The 23,618-nt window shown below is 69.5% G+C and carries 22 protein-coding genes and 2 tRNA genes; 12 read left to right on the top strand and 12 right to left on the bottom strand.

Translation table 11 applies throughout. The features are described from left to right. Window positions 1-110 precede the first annotated feature (110 nt). The 3 genes from LG391_RS06280 to carB form a co-directional block, all read right to left on the bottom strand. Window positions 111-194: transfer RNA gene (locus LG391_RS06280), tRNA-Tyr, on the bottom strand. A 311-nt stretch (window positions 195-505) separates the two neighbouring features. Continuing rightward, window positions 506-979, bottom strand: coding sequence for a transcription elongation factor GreA (gene greA / locus LG391_RS06275; RefSeq protein ID WP_225767112.1), 474 nt, complete (start codon window positions 977-979; stop codon window positions 506-508). Window positions 980-1,067: 88 nt separating this feature from the next. Beyond that, complete coding sequence (gene carB, locus LG391_RS06270; protein WP_225767111.1) at window positions 1,068-4,319, bottom strand: carbamoyl-phosphate synthase large subunit; 3,252 nt, start codon at window positions 4,317-4,319, stop codon at window positions 1,068-1,070. 187 nt (window positions 4,320-4,506) lie between these two features. On the opposite strand from carB, the gene LG391_RS06265 reads away from it, so the two are divergent. The 3 genes from LG391_RS06265 (at window position 4,507) to LG391_RS06255 (ending at window position 7,438) form a co-directional block, all read left to right on the top strand. Beyond that, complete coding sequence (locus LG391_RS06265) at window positions 4,507-5,886, top strand: adenylate/guanylate cyclase domain-containing protein (protein WP_225767110.1); 1,380 nt, start codon at window positions 4,507-4,509, stop codon at window positions 5,884-5,886. Between the two features lie 10 nt (window positions 5,887-5,896). Further along, window positions 5,897-6,769 carry an aldo/keto reductase gene (locus LG391_RS06260; RefSeq protein WP_304608398.1) on the top strand — a complete coding sequence of 291 codons (873 nt, stop codon included), beginning with the start codon at window positions 5,897-5,899 and terminating at the stop codon, window positions 6,767-6,769. A gap of 336 nt (window positions 6,770-7,105) precedes the next feature. After that, window positions 7,106-7,438 (top strand): hypothetical protein, encoded by a 333-nt coding sequence (locus tag LG391_RS06255; RefSeq protein ID WP_225767109.1) that lies wholly within the window; start codon window positions 7,106-7,108, stop codon window positions 7,436-7,438. Window positions 7,439-7,492: 54 nt separating this feature from the next. On the opposite strand, the gene LG391_RS06250 is transcribed toward LG391_RS06255, so the two are convergent. Next, window positions 7,493-7,654 carry a hypothetical protein gene (locus tag LG391_RS06250; protein WP_225767108.1) on the bottom strand — a complete coding sequence of 54 codons (162 nt, stop codon included), beginning with the start codon at window positions 7,652-7,654 and terminating at the stop codon, window positions 7,493-7,495. 128 nt (window positions 7,655-7,782) lie between these two features. Between LG391_RS06250 and LG391_RS06245 the strand changes: the two genes are divergently transcribed. Continuing rightward, window positions 7,783-8,169, top strand: coding sequence for a PRC-barrel domain-containing protein (locus LG391_RS06245; RefSeq protein WP_225767107.1), 387 nt, complete (start codon window positions 7,783-7,785; stop codon window positions 8,167-8,169). 60 nt (window positions 8,170-8,229) lie between these two features. On the opposite strand, the gene LG391_RS06240 is transcribed toward LG391_RS06245, so the two are convergent. From LG391_RS06240 to carA, 3 genes are all read right to left on the bottom strand, one after another. Next, window positions 8,230-8,385 carry a hypothetical protein gene (locus tag LG391_RS06240; protein WP_225767106.1) on the bottom strand — a complete coding sequence of 52 codons (156 nt, stop codon included), beginning with the start codon at window positions 8,383-8,385 and terminating at the stop codon, window positions 8,230-8,232. A gap of 65 nt (window positions 8,386-8,450) precedes the next feature. Further along, the gene (locus LG391_RS06235; protein WP_225767105.1) at window positions 8,451-9,035 is read right to left on the bottom strand and encodes a GNAT family N-acetyltransferase; all 585 of its coding nucleotides are present in this window, start codon (window positions 9,033-9,035) and stop codon (window positions 8,451-8,453) included. Beyond that, window positions 9,035-10,195, bottom strand: a complete 1,161-nt coding sequence (gene carA, locus LG391_RS06230; protein ID WP_225767104.1) for a glutamine-hydrolyzing carbamoyl-phosphate synthase small subunit — start codon at window positions 10,193-10,195, stop codon at window positions 9,035-9,037. Before carA ends, LG391_RS06235 begins: the two co-directional genes overlap by 1 nt. A 154-nt stretch (window positions 10,196-10,349) precedes the next feature. Here carA and LG391_RS06225 point away from each other — a divergent pair, with 154 nt between their 5' ends. The 6 genes from LG391_RS06225 (at window position 10,350) to LG391_RS06200 (ending at window position 18,383) form a co-directional block, all read left to right on the top strand. Continuing rightward, window positions 10,350-10,805, top strand: coding sequence for a GatB/YqeY domain-containing protein (locus LG391_RS06225; RefSeq protein WP_225767103.1), 456 nt, complete (start codon window positions 10,350-10,352; stop codon window positions 10,803-10,805). A gap of 167 nt (window positions 10,806-10,972) precedes the next feature. After that, on the top strand, window positions 10,973-11,281 hold the full coding sequence (locus LG391_RS06220; RefSeq protein WP_225767102.1) for a type II toxin-antitoxin system RelE/ParE family toxin: 309 nt from the start codon (window positions 10,973-10,975) through the stop codon (window positions 11,279-11,281). 56 nt (window positions 11,282-11,337) lie between these two features. Beyond that, window positions 11,338-13,176 (top strand): DNA primase, encoded by a 1,839-nt coding sequence (gene dnaG / locus LG391_RS06215; RefSeq protein WP_225767101.1) that lies wholly within the window; start codon window positions 11,338-11,340, stop codon window positions 13,174-13,176. A 147-nt stretch (window positions 13,177-13,323) separates the two neighbouring features. Beyond that, window positions 13,324-15,273, top strand: coding sequence for an RNA polymerase sigma factor RpoD (gene rpoD / locus LG391_RS06210; RefSeq protein ID WP_225767100.1), 1,950 nt, complete (start codon window positions 13,324-13,326; stop codon window positions 15,271-15,273). A 211-nt stretch (window positions 15,274-15,484) separates the two neighbouring features. Beyond that, window positions 15,485-16,978, top strand: a complete 1,494-nt coding sequence (locus tag LG391_RS06205; RefSeq protein WP_225767099.1) for a mannitol dehydrogenase family protein — start codon at window positions 15,485-15,487, stop codon at window positions 16,976-16,978. A gap of 181 nt (window positions 16,979-17,159) precedes the next feature. Next, window positions 17,160-18,383, top strand: a complete 1,224-nt coding sequence (locus LG391_RS06200; RefSeq protein WP_225767098.1) for an MFS transporter — start codon at window positions 17,160-17,162, stop codon at window positions 18,381-18,383. A gap of 52 nt (window positions 18,384-18,435) precedes the next feature. On the opposite strand, the gene LG391_RS06195 is transcribed toward LG391_RS06200, so the two are convergent. Genes LG391_RS06195 through LG391_RS06180 form a run of 4 tightly spaced genes read right to left on the bottom strand, consistent with a single transcriptional unit; the run spans window position 18,436 to window position 22,011 of the window. Then, window positions 18,436-19,311, bottom strand: coding sequence for a TauD/TfdA family dioxygenase (locus tag LG391_RS06195; RefSeq protein ID WP_225767097.1), 876 nt, complete (start codon window positions 19,309-19,311; stop codon window positions 18,436-18,438). A 25-nt stretch (window positions 19,312-19,336) separates the two neighbouring features. Further along, window positions 19,337-20,185, bottom strand: a complete 849-nt coding sequence (locus LG391_RS06190; protein WP_225767096.1) for an ABC transporter permease — start codon at window positions 20,183-20,185, stop codon at window positions 19,337-19,339. Beyond that, window positions 20,178-21,005, bottom strand: coding sequence for an ABC transporter ATP-binding protein (locus LG391_RS06185; RefSeq protein WP_225767095.1), 828 nt, complete (start codon window positions 21,003-21,005; stop codon window positions 20,178-20,180). The genes LG391_RS06190 and LG391_RS06185 overlap by 8 nt, the downstream gene beginning before the upstream one ends. 1 nt (window position 21,006) lies before the next feature. After that, window positions 21,007-22,011, bottom strand: a complete 1,005-nt coding sequence (locus LG391_RS06180; RefSeq protein WP_225767094.1) for an ABC transporter substrate-binding protein — start codon at window positions 22,009-22,011, stop codon at window positions 21,007-21,009. 394 nt (window positions 22,012-22,405) lie between these two features. On the opposite strand from LG391_RS06180, the gene LG391_RS06175 reads away from it, so the two are divergent. Both LG391_RS06175 and LG391_RS06170 read left to right on the top strand, forming a co-directional pair. Continuing rightward, a complete protein-coding gene (locus tag LG391_RS06175) occupies window positions 22,406-22,714 on the top strand; it encodes a hypothetical protein (protein WP_225767093.1) in 309 nt (102 codons plus the stop codon). A 99-nt stretch (window positions 22,715-22,813) separates the two neighbouring features. Next, window positions 22,814-22,889: transfer RNA gene (locus LG391_RS06170), tRNA-Ile, on the top strand. A 149-nt stretch (window positions 22,890-23,038) separates the two neighbouring features. Here the strand turns inward: LG391_RS06170 and LG391_RS06165 are convergent. Further along, a complete protein-coding gene (locus tag LG391_RS06165; protein ID WP_225767092.1) occupies window positions 23,039-23,608 on the bottom strand; it encodes an SMI1/KNR4 family protein in 570 nt (189 codons plus the stop codon). Window positions 23,609-23,618 lie beyond the last annotated feature (10 nt).

Genomic DNA, 23,618 nt, shown 5'->3' with positions numbered 1-23,618 from the left:
GCACCGCCGATGACGACAAGGGACGGCGCGACGTCCCTCGACGGTGTCGCCGCGCCGGAATTCGCCATCGATCCTGTCCTGTCGGATCCGCCAGGCGGATCCGGGAGGTCTGGTCCACGGGGATGGAGTCGAACCACCACAGCGCGAGCGGGGCGTTTACAGCGCCTTGCCTTCACCGGTGGGCGAGCCCGTGGGCCGCGGAAGGCTGGCGGAGAAGTCGGAGCCGGCCCGGCGGCCGCACCCTTCCCGGACAGGGAAAGGGCATCGGATTCTCGCTGGGGCTGAATGTTAACTACGGCTTGGAAAACCGACACACGACCGCTCTGCCACCCTTCCGATCAGAAGGTGGATTTTTCGCATGGATATCGCAGAGCGTGGGTCATGCGCGCCGTATAGCACAGGCCCCGTCCGGTGGGAATGGCGGGTCGCCCGCATCGGCGCAGCGTGAAGGCGAACGGCCCCGCCGAGAGGCGGGGCCGTCGCGAAATCTGGAGAAAATCGGGGGTCAGACGAACTGGACCGCGACGATCTCGTAGCTCTTGGAACCGCCGGGGGTGGTGACCTCGACCTGGTCGCCCTCGGCCTTACCGATCAGCGAGCGCGCCAGCGGGGCGGTGATCGACAGGCGGCCTTCCTTGATGTCGGACTCGTCCTGTCCGACGATCTGATAGGTGATCTCCTCGTCGGTGTCCTCATCCGCCAGCGTCACGGTGGCGCCGAACTTGACGGTGTCGCCCGACAGCTTGGAGGTGTCGATGATCTCGGCCCGGCTGATCCGGTCCTCCAACTCCATCACCCGGCCTTCGATGAAGCTCTGGCGCTCGCGCGCCGCGTGGTATTCCGCGTTTTCGGACAGGTCACCATGCTCGCGCGCCTCCGCGATCGCCTTGATCACCTCGGGCCGCGCCACGCTCTTCAGATGCTTCAACTCTTCCTGCAGCCGGTTGTATCCCGCCGCGGTCATCGGCACCTTTTCCATCGCGCTCCAGTCCCAAAAAGCCAAAAAGCGGTACGCCCGGCGTCAAGGACGCCGGCCTCCAGACCTGCTCGTATCCCTGCCCCCGGTGCTACCGCGCCGAACCTAGGTAGGATTGCAGCGGGGCGACTTCAAGCGCCCCGGCCTTCAGCGCGGCGATCGCCTCCACGGTCGCGCGTGCCCCGGCCACGGTCGTCGAGTAGGGGATGTTATTGACCAGCGCGGCGCGGCGCAAGCCGAAGCTGTCGCGCACCGTCTGGGCGCCGTCGGTGGTGTTGAACACCAGCTGGACCTCGCCGTTCAGGATGGCGTCGACGATATGCGGCTGGCCCTCCATCACCTTGTTGATGCGCCGGACCTTGAGGCCGCCCTCCTCCAGCGCCTTGGCGGTACCGGTCGAGGCCAGGATCTCGAAGCCCAGCTCGGCGATGCGGCGCGCGACGGCAAGGATCGCCGGCTTGTCCCGGTCCTTGACCGAGACGAAGACGGTGCCGGACAGCGGCACCTTCTGGTTGGCGCCCAGCTGGCTCTTGGCGAAGGCGCGTCCGAAGTCACGGTCCAGGCCCATGACCTCGCCGGTCGACTTCATCTCCGGCCCGAGGATGACGTCGACGCCGGGGAAGCGGTTGAACGGGAACACCGCCTCCTTCACCGCCGTGTAGGGCGGGGTCGGGCCGGTCAGGGGGAAGTCGGCCAGCTTCTCGCCGGCCATTACCCGCGCCGCGATCTTGGCGATCGGCGTGCCGGTGGCCTTGGCCACGAAGGGCACGGTGCGGCTGGCGCGCGGATTGACCTCGATGACGTAGACCTCGTTGTCCTTGACCGCGAACTGGGTGTTCATCAGGCCGATGACGCCGAGCCCGTCGGCCAGCATCCGGGTCTGGCGCTCGATCTCGCGCACCACGAAGGCGGGCAGGGAATAAGGCGGCAGGGCGCAGGCGCTGTCGCCGGAATGGATCCCGGCCTCCTCGATATGCTCCATGATGCCGGCGACATAGACCTGCTCGCCGTCGCGCACGGCATCGACGTCGACCTCGATCGCATCCTGCAGGTAGCGGTCGATCAGCACCGGGTTGCGGCCGGAGACCTTCACGGCCGTGGTGATGTAGCGACGCAGGCCCTGCAGGTCGTGCACGATCTCCATCGCCCGGCCGCCCAGCACGTAGGACGGGCGCATCAGGCAGGGGAAGCCGACCTCCTGGGCGATCGCCTCCGCCTCCTCGGCGGAGCGGGCGATGCCGCTCTTCGGCTGGCGCAGGCCCAGCTTGTCCAGCAGGTCGCGGAAGCGCTCGCGGTCCTCGGCCAGGTCGATCGCATCCTTCGGCGTGCCCAGGATCGGGATGCCGGCCGCCTCCAGGTCGTGCGCCAGCTTCAGCGGGGTCTGGCCGCCGAACTGGACGATCACGCCCTTGACCGTGCCGCGCTCCTGCTCGACCCGGATCAGCTCGATCACGTCCTCGGCGGTCAGCGGCTCGAAGTAGAGGCGGTCCGAGGTGTCGTAGTCGGTCGACACCGTCTCCGGGTTGCAGTTGACCATGATGGTCTCGTAGCCGGCCTCCTTCAGCGCATAGGCGGCGTGGACGCAGCAATAGTCGAACTCGATGCCCTGGCCGATCCGGTTCGGGCCGCCGCCGAGGATGACGATCTTCTCGCGGTCGGTCGGGTCGGATTCGCACTCGCCCTCGTCGAAGCCGGCCTCATGCGTCGAGTACATGTAGGGCGTGGCCGACGCGAACTCGCCGGCGCAGGTGTCGATCCGCTTGTAGACCGGGGCCACGCCCAGGCCGCGGCGGGCCGAGGCGGCCTCTGCCTCGGACACCCCCGCCAGCCTGGCGAGGCGGGCGTCGGAGAAGCCGAGGCGCTTCAGCCGGGCGAAGCCCTGCGCGTCCTCGGGCAGGCCGTAGCGCCGCACCTCCTCCTCCGCCGCGACGATCCGCTCGATCTCGCGCAGGAACCAGGGGTCGAACTTGCAGGCGGCGCGGATCTCCTCGACACCGAGGCCGAGGCGCATCGCCTGGGCGATGACCAGCAGCCGGTCATGGGTCGGGCGGGCGAGGGCGGCGCGGATCACCTGCGGGTCCGGCGCGTCCATGGCCAGGCCCGGGATCTCGATCTCGTCCAGGCCGGACAGGCCGGTCTCCATCGACCGCAGCGCCTTCTGCAGCGCCTCGGGGAAGCTGCGGCCGATCGACATCGCCTCGCCGACCGACTTCATGCTGGTGGTCAGGGTCGGCTCGGCGCCCGGGAACTTCTCGAAGGTGAAGCGCGGCATCTTGACGACGATGTAGTCGATCGTCGGCTCGAAGCTGGCCGGGGTCACCTTGGTGATGTCGTTGGCCAGCTCGTCGAGGGTGTAGCCGACCGCCAGCTTGGCCGCGACCTTGGCGATCGGGAAGCCGGTCGCCTTCGACGCCAGGGCGGAGGACCGGCTGACCCGCGGGTTCATCTCGATCACGACCATGCGGCCGGTCTCGGGGTCGACCGCGAACTGCACGTTCGACCCGCCGGTGTCGACGCCGATCGCGCGCAGCACCGCGATCGAGGCGTCGCGCATCCGCTGGTATTCCTTGTCGGTCAGCGTCAGGGCCGGGGCCACGGTGACGCTGTCGCCGGTGTGGATGCCCATCGGATCGACGTTCTCGATCGAGCAGATGATGATGCAGTTGTCCGCGCGGTCGCGGACCACCTCCATCTCGTATTCCTTCCAGCCGAGGACGGATTCCTCGATCAGCACCTCGCGGGTCGGGCTGGCGGCCAGGCCGGAGCGGACGATCTCCTCGAACTCGACCCGGTTGTAGGCAATGCCGCCGCCGGTGCCGCCGAGGGTGAAGGATGGGCGGATGATCGCCGGCAGGCCGACATTGGGCAGCGCGTCGAGCGCCTCGGACAGGCTGTGCACCACCGCGCTCTTCGGCGATTCCAGGCCTATCTCGTCCATGGTCTCGCGGAACTTGGCGCGGTCCTCGGCCTTCTCGATGCTCTCGCGCTTGGCCCCGATCAGCTCGATCCCCAGCCGTGCCAGCGTGCCGTTCTCGGCCAGCGCCATGGCGGTGTTCAGCGCCGTCTGCCCGCCCATGGTCGGCAGCAGCGCGTCCGGCTTCTCCTGCTCCAGGATCCGGGCCACGATCTCCGGCGTGATCGGCTCGATATAGGTCGCGTCCGCCAGCTCCGGATCGGTCATGATCGTCGCCGGGTTGGAGTTGACCAGGATGACGCGGTAGCCCTCCTGCTTCAGCGCCTTGCAGGCCTGGGCGCCGGAATAGTCGAACTCGCAGGCCTGGCCGATGACGATCGGTCCGGCGCCGATGATGCAGATCGAGCGGATGTCGGTGCGCTTGGGCATGGGGGCGGCCTGCTGGGTACGGGGGGCACGCTCCCGAAGGAGCGCGCTCTTATAAGGAAGGAACGCGCGCGGGGAAAGCCCCGGGGCGACCGCATGGCGCAGGGCAGGGGCGACCTGTCGTCATCCGGACCCTGGCGAAATCCACAGGGAGGCCCCATTTCCTGCGCATCATCGGGTGGAGGGCGGCATGGCGAAACCGGCGCAGGCGGCGCCCGTTGGCATCCGGGGGGCCATGGAGCGGGAGGAGCGGGACGGCCTGTCCTACGTCTTCTACGGCCGCGTCCTGGTGCTGGCGCTGCTGGCCGTCTATGTCGCGATATGGATCCCGGTCGAGCGGTCGTTGGCCTATATCGCGCTCATGGCCGTCTTCCTCGTGCTCGGCCTGATCCCCTATCTGCTGCAGCGACGTGGCAGCATCGGCGTCTGGGGTGTCGGCGCCTTCCTGGTGCTGGACGCGGCGGTGCTGACCTTCGTCATGGTGGCGCCGAACCCGCTGTTCAGCTCCGACCTGCCGGTCCAGTTCACCCAGCGGATCCCGAACTTCCTGTTCCTGCTGCTGTTCCTGTGCGGCGTGGCGCTGAGCTATTCGCCCAAGCTGGTGCTGCTGGTCGGCGGGGCGCTGACGGTCTCCTGGTCGCTCGGCTTCGCCTGGCTGGCGACGCGGCCCGACAGCATCGTCACCAGCGCCAACGACGTGGTCGACGGTCCGAACCCCGACGTCATGCGCATCGCCATGTCGCTCGACCCGCACGCCGTCAGCAGCACGCTGTGGATGATCCAGACCGTCGTCCTGGTGCTGATGACGCTGGTGCTGGCGCTGGCCGTGTGGCGGTCGCGCCGGCTGGTCGGGCGGGCGGCGCGGATGGAGGCGGCCAAGGCGTCGCTGTCGCGCTACTTCTCGCCCAACCTGGTCGGCCGGCTGGCCGCTTCGGCCACGCCGCTCGGCGAGATCCAGCGCCAGCCGGCGGTGATCCTGTTCGTCGACATCGTCGGGTTCTCCGGCCAGGCCGAGGGGCTGGCGCCGGAGCGGGTGGTGGCGCTGCTGCGCAGCTTCCACCGCCGCATGGCCGAGCAGGTCTTCGCCCATGAGGGCACGATCGACAAGTATATCGGCGACTGCGTCATGGCGACCTTCGGCACGCCGCAGCCCGGCCCGCGCGACGCTTCCAACGCGCTCAGCTGCGCCCGGGCGATGTGCGCCGAGGTGGAGCGCTGGAACGCCAAGCGGCAGGCCCGCGGTGCGGCGCCGGTCGAGGTCGGCATCGGCCTGCATTACGGGCTGGTGGTGATGGGCAATATCGGCGACGAGCGGCGCCTCGAATTCGGCGTCGTCGGCGACACCGTCAACGTTGCCAGCCGGCTGGAGCGGCTGAGCCGCCGCCTGGCCGCCCGGGTGGTCGCCAGCGACGCCGCGGTGTCCCAGGCAGGCCGCGAGGGCTGCCCGCGGGAGGTGCTGGACGCCTTCGGCCCGGCCGGCGAGGCGGAGATCCGCGGGCGGCAGGGCGCGCTGGCGATCTGGACGCTGGCCGGCGCGGTGCCGCAGGATCGGATGGCGATCGCGGAATAGGAGGCATGGAATGACCGGCACAGACGGGCTGCGCCGCCGGCCGGCGGGCGAGACCACGGTGGCGCTGCCCTCCGGCGCCGCCATGCCGATCCTGGGGCAGGGCACCTGGGGCATGGGCGAGGACCGGCGCCGGGCGAAGGAGGAGGCGGCGGCGCTGGCCGCTGGCCTCGATCTCGGCCTGACCCTGATCGACACTGCCGAGATGTATGGCGAGGGCGGGGCCGAGGAGGTGGTGGGCCAGGCCATCCGCGGCCGCCGCGACGGCGTGTTCCTGGTCAGCAAGGTCTATCCGCACAATGCCGGCCGCACCGCGGCGATCGAGGCCTGCGAGCGCAGCCTGCGCCGGCTCGGCACCGACCGGGTCGACCTGTACCTGCTGCACTGGCAGGGCCGCACGCCCTATGCCGAGACCATCGAGGCGTTCGAGCGGCTGCGGCAGGACGGCAAGGTGGTCGACTGGGGCGTCAGCAACTTCGACCTCGACGACATGCAGGCCTGGACCGGCCAGGCGGATGGCGAGCGCACGGCGACGAACCAGGTCTGCTACAGCCTGTCCGCCCGCGGCATTGAATGGGACCTGCTGCCCTGGTGCCAGGGCCGGGGCCTGCCGGTGATGGCCTATTCGCCGCTCGGCCAGGGCCGGCTGCTTGGCAACGCCGCCCTCGGCAGCGTCTCCCGCCGGCACGGCGCGGCGCCGGCCACGGTGGCGTTGGCTTGGCTCCTGACCCGGCAGGGCATCGTCGCCATCCCGAAATCCAGCCGGGTCGAGCGGCTGCGCGACCATCGCAAGGCGTTGGACGTCGTCCTCGACGAGGCCGATCTGACGGCGCTGGACCAGGCTTTCCCGCCGCCACGGCGGAAGATGCCGCTCGCCATCCTCTGACCGCTCCGGGGCCGGCTCATCCGTGCCTTTCCGGTGAACATGCCGGCCGGGTTCGTTTCCGCGCCGGTGCCTGCTCGTCCATATTCGTCTATTGATAATTGAGTCCCGGATTGGAATTGCAATTGGAGACAAGATCGGATTGTGACTTCATTGTGATCTCTTCGTGTTCGAAAAGGAATTCTGCGGCTCGACAGCTCGGGTTTTTGATGCAGGCTTTCGGGGACTGTCCGGGAGGGCGACGGAATCTTCAGTGTGGGGCGTGAAGTGTGGGAGCCGGCTGTTCCCCAGGGAGCATCGCCGGTTGATGGAAGAGGGATCAGCCCTATGTTGTCTCGTATGAAGCGTGTTCTCGTGGCCGCTTCGGCGGCTCTGCTGCTCGGCGCCTCCGGCGCCGCCATCGCCCAGGACCGGGCGCCCGCGCCCGTGGCCGCGCCGGCGGTGTGGCACGGGGACGCGACTCTCAACACCAAGGTGGACTGGCGTGACCATCGCAACTGGCGCGACCGCCGCGACTGGCGGCGCGATCATCGCGACTGGCGACGGGACTGGCGCCACGACCGCCGGCACTGGTACCGCGACAGCTGGCGCCGCGACCACCGGTACTGGTACCGCGACGACTGGCGCTGGCGCGACGGCCGTCGCCCCTACCGGTACGACTGGCGCTACTGACCGCGCCACGATCTGAGGACGATGAAGGCCGGCACTCGCGGGTGCCGGCCTTTTTCATGCCCGGAACCGGACCGGATCCGGCAGGGGCGGTTCGGCCGGGCCGTCCGGCGGTACCTCGGGCGGCGGCTGGCCCGGCTCGTTCGGCGGCGTGTCCGGCCGCGGATTGGGCATCGGCGGGCGGGTGGGATCGTCGGGGGGCGGCTTCGGATCGCTCATCGTCGCGGCCTCGCATCTGCGGGATCGGCAGTCTCCTGGTCAATTGCCCGCCGCCGCCTCCGGTTCCGGGGAACCCGCGGCCCGTCCGGGCCATTTCCTGGATGAGACCACCATTGTGGGAGAGCGACATGCAGGCCCAGGCAGCCCGCGATCTCAGCGCGCGCGAGACCGAGCGGCTGATCGCCAGCGACAAGGTCGAGAACACCCCGGTGCGGCGGCCGAACGGCGACCGGATCGGCACCATCCAGCGGGTGATGATCGACAAGCGGACCGGCCGCGTCGGCTATGCGGTAATGACCTTCGGCGGCTTCCTCGGCATCGGCGAGGACTACTACGCCCTGCCGTGGTCGATGCTGACCTACAACGAGGCGCTCGACGCCTATGAGCTGGACATCACCGAGGATCAGCTGCGCGGCGCCCCGGCGCATGAGGCCGGCGACAGCTTCGACTGGGACGACCGGCAATGGGCGCGGCAGGTGCACGACTACTACCGCGTGCCGCCCTATTGGCTGTAGCGGCGACATCAGGCTGGGAAGACTCGGGGCGGCCCCGCGGCCGCCCCTTCTTTGTGTCCGTCAGAACACCCACCAGAGCAGGATGATGGCGAAGGCCACGACCACGAGGCCCATCGAGGCGTGAAGCACCCAGCGCATGCGGCCGCTGGTCTCGCCCTGGCGGGCCTCGGGCTTGTTGAGCGTGGGCGGGCGCCCCTGGGGGCTGTCCTCCGGCATGTCGCCTCCTCGCTGCGATGGGCCTGGTGAAAAGGCAACGGCGGGGAGGGGAGGCAGGTTCCGGGCTACGCCGTCGGCGGGTCGACCGGATCGGGGTTGGTCAGCGCCGTCAGCACGTGGTCGCGCCAGGCACCGCCGATGAACAGATAGTCCTTGGCATAGCCCTCGCGGACGAAGCCCAGGCGCTGCAGCAGCGCCGCGCTGCGGGCGTTCTCCGGCAGGTGGTTGGCCATCAGCCGGTGCAGGCCCAGGGGGCCGAAGGCGTAGGAGATCGCCATCTCCAGCGCCTCGCGCATCAGCCCCTGACCCTGCTGCGCCGCCGCCATGTGATAGCCCAGCGTCGCAGCCTGGAAGGCGCCGCGCGCCAGCATGTTCAGGTTCAGCTGCCCGACGATGCCGGCCTCCGGCCGGTCGACCCGGCGCAGTACCAGCCGCACGCCCCGGTCCTCGAGGAACAGGTCCTCCGCCTCGGCGCCCCAGCGGCGCCAATGGGCCTCGGTGCGCCAGGCGGCGCTGCGCGGCGGCATCCAGGGACCGAGATGATCCCATTCCCGGTCGTGGAAGACAGCGAGGTCCGCGCCATCGGCCGGCCCGGCCAGGGTCAGGAAGACCCTGGGGCCGAGCAGGCGCGGCGGCTCACGCTGCGGCATCAGCGCTTGTGCGCGTCGATCAGGTCGACGAAGCGCTGGAACAGGTAATGGCTGTCCTGCGGCCCGGGGCTGGCCTCGGGGTGGTACTGCACCGAGAACACCGGCCGGTCCTTCAGCCGCAGCCCTTCGTTCGAGCCGTCGAACAGGCTGACATGGGTGACCTCGACCGTGTCCGGCAGGCTCTCCGGCAGCACCTGGAAGCCGTGGTTCTGGCTGGTGATCTCGACCTTGCCGGTGGTCAGGTCCTTGACCGGGTGGTTGGCGCCGCGGTGGCCGCGGGCCATCTTGCCGGTGGTGCCGCCCAGCGCCAGGGCCAGCATCTGGTGGCCGAGGCAGATGCCGAACATGGGCAGGCCGGTGTCGAGCAGCGCCTTGATCGTCGGCACGGCGTAGGTGCCGGTCGCCGCCGGGTCGCCCGGGCCGTTGGCCAGGAACACCCCGTCCGGCTTGTGGCTCAGAACGTCCTCGGCGGTCGCCGTCGCCGGCACCACGGTGACCTCGCAGCCGGTCGAAGCCAGGCAGCGCAGGATGTTGCGCTTGGCGCCGAAATCGATCGCCACGACCTTGCGCTTCGGGCTCTCCAGCGTGCCGTAGCCGGTGCCCAGCGCCCAGCGGGTCTGGTCCCAGCGATAGGTCTGGGTGCAGGACACCTCCTTCGCCAGGTCCATGCCCTCCAGCCCCGGCCAGGCCTGGGCCTCGGCCAGGGCGGCGCCGATGTCGAAGGCGCCGTCGGGGGCGTGGATCACCACCCCGGTCGGGGCGCCGGCGTCGCGGATCCGGCGGGTCAGGGCGCGGGTGTCGACCCCGGCGATGCCGATCAGGCCGAAGGACTGCAGCCAGTCGTCGAAGTCGCGCACCGCGCGCCAGTTCGACGGCTCGGTGATGTCGTCGCGCAGCACCAGGCCGCGCGCCGCGGTGGTCCCGGTCTCCACGTCCTCCGGATTGGCGCCGACATTGCCGATATGCGGGAAGGTGAAGGTGACGATCTGCCCGGCATAGGACGGATCGGTCATGATCTCCTGGTAGCCGGTCATCGAGGTGTTGAAGCAGACCTCGCCGATCGCCCGGCCGGTGGCGCCGATGCCTCGGCCCCACAGCACCGTGCCGTCGGCGAGCACGAGCGCCGCAGTGGCGCCGGGAGGCGGAGCGGTGTGGGTCATGGCAACCTCGGAATGAATTTCCAGGCATAAAGCACGGACGGCCGACGGATTCCAGCCCCTCTTGCCCGCGCTGGCGGAATGGCGGCCTCCATCTCTTGCCTATCTCGGCCGGATGGCGGACAGTCCGCGCCGCTTCTGTCAGGAGGATCCGACCATGCTGCGCGCCCAGTTCACCGACACGCTGAAAGAGGCGATGAAGGCCAAGGACGAGCGCACGCTCTCGACCGTGCGGATGATCATCGCCGCGCTCAAGACCAAGGACATCGACGCCCGCGGCAAGGGCAACGCCGACGGCATCCCGGAGGAGGAGATCCTGTCGATGCTGCAGACCATGGTGAAGCAGCGGCGTGAGAGCATCGCCCTCTACCAGCAGGGCAACCGGCAGGATCTGGTCGACAAGGAGCAGGCCGAGATCGCGGTGATCGAGCGCTTCCTGCCCAAGGCGATGGACGAGGCCGAGACTGCGGCGGCGATCGGCACGGTGATCCAGGATCTCGGCGCCGCCGGCATGAAGGACATGGGCAAGGTGATGGCCGAGCTGAAGTCGCGCTACGCCGGCCGGATGGACTTCTCGAAGGTCTCGGCGGCGGTGAAGGCGCAGCTGAGCTGAGGCGGGTGGTCCGTCGACCCAAAGATGCCTATATTGGCGTCTATGAGAAAGACAGCGCCCGTCCAGATCCCCGATGATCCAGAGACCGCCGCCAAACGAGCCGCGATCCGGGAGGGCATAGCCTCCGCCGATGCGGGGCGGATGGTCCCTCATGAGGAGGTGCGGCGTTGGCTGCTCTCCTGGGGAACCGGCAAGCGGTTGCCCAAGCCCGAGTGCAAGTAGCCTGGACGCCCGAGGCGCTGGATGATCTCGACCGGGTCGTGACCTATGTCGAAGCGGCCAACCCTTGGGCCGCTTCGCGCCTTGCCGTGCAATTGATCGCGGCTGCGGACAGCTTAGAACGGCTGCCGCGACGCGGACGGCCGGGGCTGGAGCTTGCGACGCGGGAGCTCGTCGTCGCGCCCTACGTGATCGTCTACCGGGTGACCGGACAGGTCGAAATCCTGCGCATCTGGCACGGTGCTCAGAACCGCTGAGCCGACGACGGGAATCGCGCTAAGCTGATTTGTTTCCCGCCCGCCAGAACCGTTGCATGTCCCTTCCTCCCGGTTTCCTCGAAGAGCTGCGCACCCGCCTCCAGGTGTCCGATGTGGTCGGCAAGCGGGTGCCGCTGCAGCGCAGCACCAAGGGCGAGTTCAAGGCCTGCTGCCCGTTCCACAAGGAGAAGACGCCCAGCTTCACGGTCAACGACCAGAAGGGCTTCTTCTACTGCTTCGGCTGCGGCGCCACCGGCGACGTCATCAGCTTCGTCATGCAGCACGACCGCCTGTCCTTCATGGAGGCGATCGAGACGCTGGCATCCCAGGCCGGGCTGGAGGTGCCGAAGGCCGCGCCGGAGGATCGGGCCCGGTTCGAGCGGCAGAAGACGCTGTACGACGTGGTCGAGGCGGCCTGCGCCTTCTTCGAGGCCGAGCTGCGCGGCGCCGCCGGTCGGGCGGCGCGAGAATACCTCAAGGGCCGCGGCCTGGACGGCGACACGGTCTCCCGCTTCCGCCTCGGCTTCGCCCCCGGCGACGGCGGCAAGCTGATCAAGCATCTGCGCGGCCAGGGCTTCCAGGACGCGATGATCGAGGAGGTCGGGCTGGCCCGCCGGCCGGATGACGGTCGCGACCTCTATTCCTTCTTCCGCAACCGGGTGATCTTCCCGGTCGCCGACAAGCGCGGCCGCATCGTCGCCTTCGGCGGCCGGATCATGGAAGGGGACGGGCCGAAATACATCAACAGCCCGGACAATCCGCTGTTCCACAAGGGGAGCCTTCTCTACGGCATGTCCCGCGCCCGGCAGGCGGCCTCGCAGGGCCAGACCGTGATCGTGGCCGAAGGCTACATGGACGTGATCGCCCTGGTCCGGGCCGGCTTCGAGGCGGCGGTGGCGCCGCTCGGCACCGCTTTGACTGAGGAGCAGATCGTCGAGCTGTGGAAGATGGCGCCGGTGCCGGTGCTGTGCTTCGACGGCGACGAGGCCGGGCGACGGGCGGCCTGGCGGGCGATGGACCGGATCCTGCCGCAGCTGAAGCCCGACCATTCCGCCCGCATCGCCTTCCTGCCCCAAGGCGAGGACCCGGACAGCCTGATCCGCGGCTCCGGCGGCGGCGCGGCCATGCAGGCGGTGCTGGAGGGGGCGCTGCCGCTGGCCCGGGTGCTGTTCGACCGCCAGACCACGATGCACCGGCTGGATACGCCGGAGGGGCGGGCAGGCTTGCGTGCCGGGGTCGAGGCCCAGGCCCGGCGGATCGCCGACCCGGCGGTGCAGGGGCAGTACCTGGCCGAGCTGCGGGCCCGGTTCGAGGAAGCGTTTCCCTGGAGGCCGAAGCGGCAGGAGTGGCGGCCGGGCGGCAAGCCGCCGGCGCCGGCCGGGCCCAAGCCGCAATCGATCCGCGACGAGCAGGACGACCGCCTGGCGATCTGCGTCCTGTTGTGCCTTCTCGCCGCTCATCCCGCCCTCGGCGAGGAGGTCGGCGAGGGCTTCGCCATGATCGAGATCCCCGATTCGGGCCTCGATTCGCTGCGCCAGTCCCTGCTGGCGCGACTCGGCGATTCGCAAGACCCCGACTCGGACTCCGACTCGGCCGGGCTTGATTCGCAGCGGTCTCGGCCCTACCTGACTGTTCCCGAAGCCGATGGATTGCCGCCGGCATTGGTCGACCGCATTCGCAGGAAATGGCCCTTCACCCGGCCGGAGGCCCCTCTGGAGGAGGCGCGTGCCGGCTGGGCCATGGTCATGGGGCATCTCGAGTTGCGCGCCCTCCGGCGCGAATTCGCGGATGCGGCGCGCGACTTGGCCCGGCAGGGCAGCGAAGCCGCGCTGGAGCGCTGGCGCGGGCTGCGGCAGGAGATCGAGCGTCGGCAGGCGGTGCCGGGTGGGTTCTGACCCGGCGGCCGGAATGGAATCGAGGCCGCGGCGCGGTCGGGGCAGGCATGATTCGAGTCGTGGCCCTTCCTTGCGCGCGGAAGCTTAGGTATGAGAGCCAACTTCGGGTCACTCCCGACGGCGGCGGGTGAAGGGGCACGGGTGCAGATGGCAACCAAGACAGCGACGGCGGCGGGCGAGGCCGAGACGCGCGAGGACAGCGCGGACGGCGCCATGATGGATGTCACCGTCCAGGCGGTGAAGAAGCTCATCGCCAAGGGCAAGGAGCGCGGCTACGTCACCATCGACGAGCTGAACGCCGCCCTGCCGCCGGACCTGACCTCGTCCGAGCAGATCGAGGACGTGACCTCGAACCTGTCCGAGATGGGCATCAACGTCGTCGAGAACGAGGAGTCGGACGACACTGCGGCGGCCGGCGGCGATGCCGACGGCGAGGGCCGCAACGCCGGCAACCTCGATGACGACGATGTCGGCCGCACCGACGACCCCGTGCGCATGTATCTGCGCGAGATGGGGTCGGTCGAGCTCTTGTCGCGCGAGGGCGAGATCGCCATCGCCAAGCGCATCGAGGCCGGCCGGGAGATGATGATCGGCGGCATCTGCGAGAGCCCGCTGACCATCCGCGCGATGATCGAGTGGCATTCCGCCCTGAAGGACGGGAAGATGCTGCTGCGCGACATCATCGACCTCGACGCCACCTACGGCGCCAGCCCGGAGGGCGAGGCGCTGGCCATGAGCGAAGGCGAGAGCGAGGCCGAAGAGGAGGCCGAGGCCGAGCCGGAGGGCGAAGGCGAGGCCGCGTCCGGTGGCTCCGGCGAGGACGACGACGGCGGCATCTCCCTCTCCGCCATGGAGGAGGCGCTGAAGCCGCAGGTGCTCGAGACCTTCGAGGCGATCGAGCAGACCTACCAGAAGATGCACAAGCTGCAGGAGCAGCGCCTGACCCATATCCAGAAGGGCGAGGCGATCTCCAAGCAGGCGGATTCGAAGTACGACAAGCTGAAGGAGGACATGGTCCGCCTGATGGAGGGCGTGCACCTCAACAATGTCCGGATCGAGCAGCTGGTCGAGCAACTCTACGCCCAGAACCGCAAGCTGATGGGCCTGGAAGGCCAGCTCATGCGCCTGGTCGTCGAGGGCGGGGTTAGCCGCGAGTCCTTCCTGCAGAATTATTTCGGCCATGAGCTCGACCCGAACTGGATCGAGCGGGTGCGCGGCCTGGACAAGAAGTGGGCCAAGTTCGTCGAGAAGAACGGCGCCGCGGCCCAGCGGGTGCGGGCCCAGATCAGCCAGATCTCGGACGAGGTCGGCCTGCCGATCTCGGAGTACCGCCGCATCGTCTCGACCGTGCAGAAGGGCGAGAAGGAGGCCGGGCGCGCCAAGAAGGAGATGGTCGAGGCCAATCTCCGCCTGGTGATCTCGATCGCCAAGAAGTACACCAACCGCGGGCTGCAGTTCCTGGACCTGATCCAGGAGGGCAACATCGGGCTGATGAAGGCGGTCGACAAGTTCGAATACCGCCGCGGCTACAAGTTCTCGACCTATGCCACCTGGTGGATCCGGCAGGCGATCACCCGCTCGATCGCCGACCAGGCGCGGACCATCCGCATCCCGGTGCACATGATCGAGACGATCAACAAGCTGGTCCGCACCAGCCGGCAGATGCTGCACGAGATCGGCCGCGAGCCGACCCCGGAGGAGCTGGCCGAGCGGCTGCTGATGCCGCTGGAGAAGGTGCGCAAGGTCCTGAAGATCGCCAAGGAGCCGATCAGCCTCGAGACGCCGATCGGCGACGAGGAGGACAGCCATCTCGGCGACTTCATCGAGGACAAGAACGCGGTCCAGCCGCTGGACGCCGCGATCCAGGCCAATCTGCGCGAGACCACCACGCGCGTCCTGGCCTCGCTGACGCCGCGCGAGGAGCGGGTGCTGCGCATGCGCTTCGGCATCGGCATGAACACCGACCACACGCTGGAGGAGGTCGGCCAGCAGTTCTCGGTGACGCGCGAGCGTATCCGCCAGATCGAGGCGAAGGCGCTGCGCAAGCTGAAGCACCCGAGCCGCAGCCGCAAGCTGCGCAGCTTCCTGGATACCTGAGCAAACGCCAGGCTTCGGCGGTGGACGGGCAGCCTTCGGGCTGCCCGTTTTCGTTTGGGTCCGGGTTGCCGCGCCGTAAGCTGCCATACTAGGATCGCAGCGGATTCGAGAGGTTGTGTCCGGCATCGATCGGCGCACCCGCAGGGAAGACGAGGGAGAGGGCGCCGTCGATGCTGCTTTGGGATCACTCCGGTCGCCGGGGGCGCGGCGCATGACCAAATCCTCACGGCGCCTCGGCACGGCAGCCCTGGCCGGGCTGCCTGCATCTGTGGCGCGGCCGGGCTATGACCGCGACGCGGTCGCCACCGGCATCGTCCATCTCGGCATCGGGGCCTTCCACCGCGCCCGTCAGGCGGTCTGCACCGACGATGTGCTGGCGACAGGCGACCGGCGCTGGGGCATTCTCGGCGCCAGCCTGCGCAGCCCGGACACGCGCGACGCGCTGGTGCCGCAGGACGGGCTCTACACCCTGTCGGTCCGCGACAGCGACGGCGAGGCGCTGCGCGTGATCGGCGCCGTCCGCGACGTGCTGGTGGCGCCGGAGAGCCCGGCGGCGCTGCTCGACGCGCTGTGCCGGCCCTCGGTCGCCATCGTCAGCCTGACCGTGACCGAGAAGGGCTATTGCCACGACCCGGCCACCGGCCGGCTGGACGAGGGCCACCCCGACATCGTCCACGACCTCGCCCACCCCGAGGCGCCGCGCTCGGCCATCGGCATCCTGGCCCGGGCGATCGCCCGCCGCCGGGCGGAGGGGCTGGCGCCCTTCACCCCGCTGTGCTGCGACAACCTGCCGGCCAACGGCCGTACCCTGCATCGCATCCTGTCGCGCTTCGCAGCACTGGTCTCGCCCGATCTCGGCGCCTATGTCCAGGGCGAGATCGCCTGTCCCGAGACCATGGTCGACCGCATCGTGCCGGCCACCACCGACGAGGATCGCGGCCGGATCGCCGCCGCGCTCGGGGTCCAGGATGCCTGGCCGATCGTCACCGAGCCCTTCCTGCAATGGGTGATCGAGGACCGCTTCCTGTCCGGCCGCCCGGCCTGGGAGGCGGCGGGGGCGACGCTGGTGTCCGAAGTCGCGCCCTATGAGACGATGAAGCTGCGGCTGCTCAACGGCAGCCACTCCTCGCTCGCCTATCTCGGCTACCTCTCCGGCTGCGAAACGGTGGCGGCGGCGATGGCGGAGCCGGGCATCGCCGCCTTCGTCGAGGCGCTGATGGAAGATTCCACCCCGACCCTGACCCTCCCGCCCGGTGCCGATGTCCCGGGCTACAGGCGCTCGCTGATCGACCGCTTCCGCAACAAGGCTTTGAAGCACCGCACCTGGCAGATCGCCATGGACGGGTCGCAGAAGCTGCCGCAGCGGCTTCTCGGCACCGTGCGCGACCGGCTGGCGCGCGGCCTGGCGGTCGACCGTCACGCCCTCGGCGTCGCCGCCTGGATGCGTTATGTCGCCGGCACTGACGAGGCCGGCAAGCCGATCGATGTGCGCGACCCGCTGGCCGCCGATCTCGCCGCCATCGCGCGCGAGGCGGGGCCGGTGGCGGAACGGCTGGCGCCGGCGCTGCTCGGCATGCGGGCGGTGTTCGGCGACGACCTGCCGGGCCAGCAGCAGTTCCGCGCTGCCGTGACCCGTGCGCTCGACGCCCTGTACCGCGACGGCGCCAAGGCGACCGCCGCGGCCTATGCACGCCTGGAGGGCTGAAATCCGGGCGTGACACATCCCGCGGGCACACGCTCCGCGGAATGGTTTACCGGGAGGTAAAATTTTTTTGGCCGGGATGTCGATTCCCGGCCGGCCCGTTCGTCTTCAGCATGAGAGCCGGCGCTGCGGGGCGGGATGGTCCCGTCCGCGATGTGGCCGGCGCCATGCGGAAGAGGCCCCTATGTCGCAACCGCGGACGGAAAATCCCTATCGCTGGGTCATCATCGGTGTCGGCGCGCTCATGACCTGCGTCGGCATCGGCGCGATGTTCTCGCTGGCGATCTTCCTGCAGCCGATGTCGGCCGACACCGGCTGGAGCCGCGCCGGCATCTCCAGCGCCATGACCCTCAACTTCCTGGTCATGGGCGCCGCCGGCTTCGCCTGGGGCGCGATCAGCGACCGGCTCGGCGCCCGGATCGTGGTGCTCAGCGGCGCGGCGCTGCTGGGCCTAGCCCTGGTCCTGGCCAGCCACGCCACCACGCTCGCCGCGTTCCAGCTGATCTACGGCACGCTGGTCGGGCTGGCGGCCGGGGCCTTCTTCGCGCCGATGGTGGCTGCGGCGACCGGCTGGTTCGAGACCAACCGCGCGCTGGCCGTGTCGCTGGTCTCGGCGGGCATCGGCGTGGCGCCGATGACGGTCTCGCCCTTCGCCGCCTGGCTGGTGGCGGCCTATGACTGGCGGACGGCGATGATGGTCATCGGCATCGCCGCCTGGGTCCTGCTGCTGCCGGCCGGGCTGCTGGTGCGCCGGCCGCCCGCCGCGGCCGAAGCCGGGGCTCCGTCGCCGGCCGGCGAGATCGGCAACCTGTCCGCCGGCCGGGCCTTCCGCACCCCGCAATTCGCGATCCTGGCGGGGACCTTCTTCCTGTGCTGCGCCGCCCATTCCGGGCCGATCTTCCATATGGTCAGCTATGCCATCACCTGCGGGGTCGCGCCGCTGGCCGCCGTCACCATCTACAGCGTCGAGGGGCTGGCCGGGCTGGGCGGGCGGCTGCTGCTCGGCGTCCTGGCAGACCGGCTCGGCGTCAAGCGCGTGCTGGTCGCGGGCCTGCTGGTGCAGGCGGTCGTGATCGGCGCCTACCTCTTCGTCGCCAATCTCGGCGAGTTCTACCTGCTGGCCGTGATCTTCGGCACCGCCTATGGCGGGGTGATGCCGCTCTATGCCGTGCTGGCGCGCGACTATTTCGGCCAGGCGGCCATGGGCACCGTGTTCGGCGCCGCGACCATGGCCTCCAGCATCGGCATGGCGCTGGGCCCCTGGGCCGGCGGCTGGGTGTTCGACACCTTCAGCGTCTACAGCTGGATGTTCATCGGATCGTTCGGCATCGGGCTCGCGGCCGTCGCCATCGCGCTGGCCTTCCCGCCCCTGCCGTCGCGGCAGAGCCGGCAGCTCCAGCCGGCGTGAGCGCTCGGCGCGCCGTCCCCGCCCTGCCGCGGCGGGGACGGCGCAGCCGTCGTCAGGCCGCCGCCCGGTCCCGCGGGCCGATCGGCCGGTCGCCCTTCACCGTGGTGCGGTACAGGGTGCGGGCCAGATGCGGCGGGCAGCCGGTGGCCAGGTGGATGGTGGCGCGGTTGTCCCAGAACACCAGGTCGTGCGCCTGCCAGCGGTGCCGGTACTGGAACTGCGGCTGGATCATGTGCTCGAACAGCCGGCGCAGCAGCGCGTCGCTCTGCGGCCGCGGCAGCTCGACGATATGGGTGGTGAAGCCCTCGTTGACGAACAGCGCGCGGCGGCCGGTCGCCGGGTGGATCCGCACCACCGGATGGGTCACCGGCGGCACCGTCTTCGCCTGGTCCGCGGTCAGGCCCGGCCGCAGCGAACTCTTGGCCTGCTGCGCCACATTGCGGGCGCTGTAGTCGTGCACGGCCGTGAGGCCCTCGATCTGCGCCTTGGTGGCGTCGTCCAGCGCGTCATAGGCCGCGGCCATGCTGACGAACAGCGTGTCGCCCTCGACCGGCGGCAGCGTCTGCGCGTGCAGCAGCGACCCCAGGCTCGGCTCCGCCTTGTAGGACAGGTCGGAATGCCAGTAGCGGCCGGCATCGGCCAGGCCGATCGGCTTGCCGTCCCGCATCTCGTTCGAGACGATCAGGATCTCCGGGTGCCCGGCCAGGTGGAAATGGTGCTGCACATGGATCTCCAGCTCGCCGAAGCGGCGGCTGAAGTCGATGTGCTGCTGCGGCGTGATGCGCTGGTCGCGGAACACGACCAGGGAATGCGCCTCGAACAGCGACCTGATCCGGGCGAAGGTGGCCTCGTCCGGCGGGGTGGCGAGGTCGAGCCCGGTGATCTCGACGCCCAGCAGCTCGGACAGGGGACGGGTGGTGAAGGACATGGCGGCGTTTCCGTTTCCGTCGATCTCAGGGGTTCTGCGTGCCCCAGCGCTCGACGGTGAGCCGGGACAGGGTGCGGAACAAGAGGCTTTCGACCAGCAGGCCAATCAGGATGATGGCCAGCAGGCCGGCGAAGACGTTGGCCGTCTCCAGCTGGTTGCGGTTGACGTAGATGAACCAGCCGAGCCCGCCGGAGCGGGATGAGACGCCGAACACCAGCTCGGCCGCGATCAGGGTGCGCCAGGCGAAGGCCCAGCCGATCTTCAGCCCGGCCAGGATCGCCGGGAAGGCGGCCGGCACCAGGATCCGGGCGACATAGGCGATGCCGCCGAGGCCGAGATTCTGCCCGACCATCGCCAGCGGCCGCGGCACGGCGCGGAAGCCGGAATGGGCGGCCAGGGCCAGCGGCCACAGCACCGAATGGACGATGACGAACAGCAGGCTGGGCGTGCCCAGGCCGAACCATAGAAGGGCGATCGGCAGCAGCGCGATGGCCGGCAGCGGGTTGAACATCGCGGTCAGCGTCGACAGCAGCTCGGCGCCCAGGCGGCTGGCCGTGGCCAGCCCGGCCAGGATCGCCGCCGCGACGACGCCGATCGCGTATCCCGCGACCAGCACCTGCAGCGAGGCCAGGGTGCGCAGCGGCAGCTCGCCGCTGGCCACGCCCTGGCCGAAGGCGGCGAGGGTGGTCAGGAAACCCGGCAGCAGCAGCGGGCTGCCGACGATCCGCGCCGCGGCCTCCCACACCGCGGCCAGCGCCGCCAGGATCAGCAGGCGGCGCCAGGCGCCGGTGCCGATCCAGCGCCGCGCCGGCGCCTCGGCCCTGGCCGGGCGCAGCGGCGACCCGGCCTGCAGCAGGCCCTGATAGTCAACCATCGGCGCTCTCCGCCTCTGCGCGGCCGATCTGGTCGGCGATCAGCCCGCCGATCCGGGCCTCCAGCGCGGCGAAGGCCGGGTCGCCCCGGTCCGGGCCGCGGCTCTCCGGCAGGTCGATCACGGCACGGATCCGGCCGGGATGCGCGGTCATCACCACGATCCGGCTGCCGACCACGATCGCCTCGTCGATCGCATGGGTGACGAACAGGGTGGTGACGCCGGTCGCCTCGCACAGCGCCAGCAGCTCCTCCTGCATCCGCCGCCGGGTCATGGCGTCCAGCGCGGCGAAGGGCTCGTCCATCAGCAGCACCTCGGGCCGCAGCGCCAGGGCGCGGGCGATGGCCACGCGCTGCTTCATGCCGCCCGACAGCGTGCTCGGATACTGGTCGGCCACCCGCGCCAGGCCGACCCGCTGCAGCATGTCGTCGGCGATGGCCTCGGCCTCGCCCCGGCGGGCGCGCTTCGCCCAGGACAGGGCCGCGACCAGGTTGCGCCGCACCGTCAGCCAGGGCAGCAGCTGCTCGAAATCCTGCAGCACCATCATCCGGTCGGGCCCGGGGCGCGACACCGGCCGTCCGTCCAGCAGCACCCGGCCGGATGCCGGCGGCAGGAAGCCGCCGACGCTCTTCAGCAGGCTCGACTTGCCGCAGCCGGACGGGCCCAGCAGCACCAGCCGCTCGCCGCGGCGGACGTCCAGGCTGACATTCTCGACCGCCGTCACCGTCCGGCCGTCGACGGCGTAGGACAGGGTGACGCCCTCGACCCGCAGCGCCAATGGCGTCGCCGTCTCGGGATCTAGGGCCAGGGCCGGGACGCTCATCTCAGCTGCCCTGCCGGTCGTGCAGCGGCGGGAAGAACAGGTCGCGCCAGTCCGAGGTGCTGGTCGCGATCTGGCCGATGCGGTGCTGGAAGTCGACGAATTTCAGGATGTTCTCGGGCGCCACGGTGTAGCGCGTGTCCGGGGCGGTGATCAGCGCCTCGACGAAGGGCTCCGGCAGCTTCGAGGATTCGGCGGCGATGTACAGCTTCGCCGCCTCGGCCGGATGCGCCTGGATGAACTGGTCGGCGCGGTCCAGCGCGGTGACGATCGCCGCCACCGTCTTCGGGTTCTCGGCATAGAAGGCGCCGGTCGCGTAGATCACGTTGAAGGTGTGCGGGCCGCCCAGCACGTCATAGCTGCTCAGCACCCGGTGGATCTTCGGGTCCTGCAGCTGCTGGTTCTGGAACGGCGGGGCGCCGAAATTGGCGGTGACCTCGGAGCTGCCGGACAGCAGGGCCGCGGTCGCGTCCGGATGCGACATGCTGACGGTCAGGTCGTCCAGCTTCGTCGCCTCGTCTTCGCCGAAGGCCTGGGCCGCCGCCATCTGCAGCACCACCGCCTGGAACCCGACCTTCACCGCCGGCAGCGCGATCCGGTCCCTGTCGGTGAAGTCGGCCAGCGACTTCACCTGCGGGTTGGTGGTGGTCAGGTAGATCGGCATCGAGCCGAGCGCGGCGATGCCCTTCACGTCGATCGAGCCGCGGGTCTTGGCCCACAGCGTGATCGCCGGCGGCGCCCCGGCCGCGGCCACGTCCAGGCTGCCGGACAGGAGGGCCTCGTTCATCGCCGCGCCGCCGCTGACCTGGATCCATTCGATCTCCGGCGCCGGCAGCCCGGCTTCGGTCACCGCCGCCTCGATCAGCTTCTGCTGCTTGGCCACGATCATCGGCAGGTAGGAGATGCCGAATTGCTGCGCGATCCGCAGCGTCGCCGTCTCGGCCTGCGCCGGCTCGGCGAGGGCGAGCAGCGTCGCCGCGGCGACGAGGAGGGAAAGGCGGGGACGCATGGCGATGGTCTCTGGCTGGGCGGCAATAGGACAAAGATTCGGAGGAAAGACGGAAATATCAATCCAATTAGTTTGTGTTATATGGTTTATAGCAAAATTAAGACGTTATTTCCTTTCTGCCCAACCCGGTGTCCGGACTCCTCTGGGCCCGAACCGATACCGTCCGGTTCCGTAACGAGGGTGTAAATCCGACAATAGAATCGCCGAAATCCTTCGTAGACGACACGGCGTCTTCTTCGGCTGCAAGACGGCAGTCTCCGTCCGTTCCCAAATATCTCTTGAGGCGGGACGGGTCGAAGCGCATCATTATTTATGCGGTGCCGATGATTCGGCGAGTCGGTTGTCTCATGCGCCGCACCGCCCGACGGCGCTCCATCGATCGGAAGGAGATCCGATGGACATCGTGACCCTGATTATCCAGCTCGTGGCAGGTGCGGTCGGCGGCAATGTGGCCGGCGCCGCGGTCAAGCAGTACAGCCTCGGCACGGTCGGCAACTCCATCGCCGGGATCGTCGGCGGCGGCATCGGCGGCCAGATCCTGACCGCGATCATCCCCGCCCTCGGCGCGGCGGCGGCCGGCGGCGGCCTCGACATCGGCGCGATCATCGGCCAGATCGTCGGGGGCGGCGTCGGCGGCGGCGTGCTGATGGTCATCGTCGGCATCATCAAGCAGATGATGGCCGGCGGGCAGAAGGCGCAGTAACCGGGGCGCAGTAACCGGGGGGCGGTGCCCGGCGGCCCACGCCGGGCACCGCAACCCGCTTTTCCCCGCCGGCGCCGCTTGCTAGAAGAGGCGCCGGACGGGCCTGTAGTTCAGCGGTTAGAACCCGCCGCTCATAACGGTGTTGTCGCAGGTTCGAATCCTGCCGGGCCCACCACGCTTCGCCCTTCGGGCTTCGCGTGGCGCAGCCACGCGGAGGCCGTTTAGGGCGAAGCAGTGTCCGGCGTAGCTGGAGCGAAGCGAAAGCGAAGACGGACTGGCGCCGTGTGATACGTCGATCGCGATCGCGCCCGACATAGTTTGGGATCAGGTGTCCACATCCCGGACTGACGGGGACCGAGCGGCAGGTCCTGATTCGCTGTACATGCGCTTCCATAGGTCGACACCTGAGGCCCACATCCCGATCCACTCGTCGAGTCCGCAGAATTCTTCGGAGAAGGCGTCGCTCCAGTCGCCCTCGCGGTGGGCGTTGGGGTCGAAGATGCGCATGCGGAAATGCGGATCCGCGCAGTCGACGCAAGACAGGATGGCGCATCCCCAATGGCAGATGGGCAGCAGACCTGCCGGCCATTGCCAATATGGATCTTCGGGATCCGTGTGGCGGAGTTCCTCGTAGATGGTGGGACTAGTCTTGCCGGTGTCGTCTGGTGCGCCGCCGGTCAGGCCGATCAGCCCATAGCCTGGGCCGAAGCCCCCGTTGCCGATCTCTGTGTAGAGGCGCTTCAGCAGATCTGGCAGCGAGAAGCCCAGTTGCCGCTCATCATTCGCCACCCGCTCTGGATCAGCGGGCTGCAATCGGATCGGCGAGACGTTCCCCAGATCCGTGGGTTTCGTCCTGATCCGTCGTCGAACCGCGGCAAGCAGGAGATCGTTCATCGAGTTCGGG

Source organism: Inquilinus sp. Marseille-Q2685 (assembly GCF_916619195.1).
Lineage (GTDB): Bacteria > Pseudomonadota > Alphaproteobacteria > DSM-16000 > Inquilinaceae > Inquilinus.
The sequence above is the reverse complement of the archived record's forward strand: the minus strand, read 5'-3'. Positions and strand labels throughout refer to the sequence as shown.

Excerpts from the sequence above, each read along its gene's own strand:
- greA (WP_225767112.1), bottom strand. The coding sequence starts at position 979 with ATGGAAAAGGTGCCGATGACCGCGGCGGGATACAACCGGCTGCAGGAA.
- carB (WP_225767111.1), bottom strand. The coding sequence starts at position 4,319 with ATGCCCAAGCGCACCGACATCCGCTCGATCTGCATCATCGGCGCCGGA.
- LG391_RS06265 (WP_225767110.1), top strand. The coding sequence starts at position 4,507 with ATGGCGAAACCGGCGCAGGCGGCGCCCGTTGGCATCCGGGGGGCCATG.
- LG391_RS06260 (WP_304608398.1), top strand. The coding sequence starts at position 5,897 with ATGACCGGCACAGACGGGCTGCGCCGCCGGCCGGCGGGCGAGACCACG.
- LG391_RS06255 (WP_225767109.1), top strand. The coding sequence starts at position 7,106 with ATGAAGCGTGTTCTCGTGGCCGCTTCGGCGGCTCTGCTGCTCGGCGCC.
- LG391_RS06250 (WP_225767108.1), bottom strand. The coding sequence starts at position 7,654 with ATGAGCGATCCGAAGCCGCCCCCCGACGATCCCACCCGCCCGCCGATG.
- LG391_RS06245 (WP_225767107.1), top strand. The coding sequence starts at position 7,783 with ATGCAGGCCCAGGCAGCCCGCGATCTCAGCGCGCGCGAGACCGAGCGG.
- LG391_RS06240 (WP_225767106.1), bottom strand. The coding sequence starts at position 8,385 with ATGCCGGAGGACAGCCCCCAGGGGCGCCCGCCCACGCTCAACAAGCCC.
- LG391_RS06235 (WP_225767105.1), bottom strand. The coding sequence starts at position 9,035 with ATGCCGCAGCGTGAGCCGCCGCGCCTGCTCGGCCCCAGGGTCTTCCTG.
- carA (WP_225767104.1), bottom strand. The coding sequence starts at position 10,195 with ATGACCCACACCGCTCCGCCTCCCGGCGCCACTGCGGCGCTCGTGCTC.
- LG391_RS06225 (WP_225767103.1), top strand. The coding sequence starts at position 10,350 with ATGCTGCGCGCCCAGTTCACCGACACGCTGAAAGAGGCGATGAAGGCC.
- dnaG (WP_225767101.1), top strand. The coding sequence starts at position 11,338 with ATGTCCCTTCCTCCCGGTTTCCTCGAAGAGCTGCGCACCCGCCTCCAG.
- rpoD (WP_225767100.1), top strand. The coding sequence starts at position 13,324 with ATGGCAACCAAGACAGCGACGGCGGCGGGCGAGGCCGAGACGCGCGAG.
- LG391_RS06205 (WP_225767099.1), top strand. The coding sequence starts at position 15,485 with ATGACCAAATCCTCACGGCGCCTCGGCACGGCAGCCCTGGCCGGGCTG.
- LG391_RS06200 (WP_225767098.1), top strand. The coding sequence starts at position 17,160 with ATGTCGCAACCGCGGACGGAAAATCCCTATCGCTGGGTCATCATCGGT.
- LG391_RS06195 (WP_225767097.1), bottom strand. The coding sequence starts at position 19,311 with ATGTCCTTCACCACCCGTCCCCTGTCCGAGCTGCTGGGCGTCGAGATC.
- LG391_RS06190 (WP_225767096.1), bottom strand. The coding sequence starts at position 20,185 with ATGGTTGACTATCAGGGCCTGCTGCAGGCCGGGTCGCCGCTGCGCCCG.
- LG391_RS06185 (WP_225767095.1), bottom strand. The coding sequence starts at position 21,005 with ATGAGCGTCCCGGCCCTGGCCCTAGATCCCGAGACGGCGACGCCATTG.
- LG391_RS06180 (WP_225767094.1), bottom strand. The coding sequence starts at position 22,011 with ATGCGTCCCCGCCTTTCCCTCCTCGTCGCCGCGGCGACGCTGCTCGCC.
- LG391_RS06175 (WP_225767093.1), top strand. The coding sequence starts at position 22,406 with ATGGACATCGTGACCCTGATTATCCAGCTCGTGGCAGGTGCGGTCGGC.
- LG391_RS06165 (WP_225767092.1), bottom strand. The coding sequence starts at position 23,608 with ATGAACGATCTCCTGCTTGCCGCGGTTCGACGACGGATCAGGACGAAA.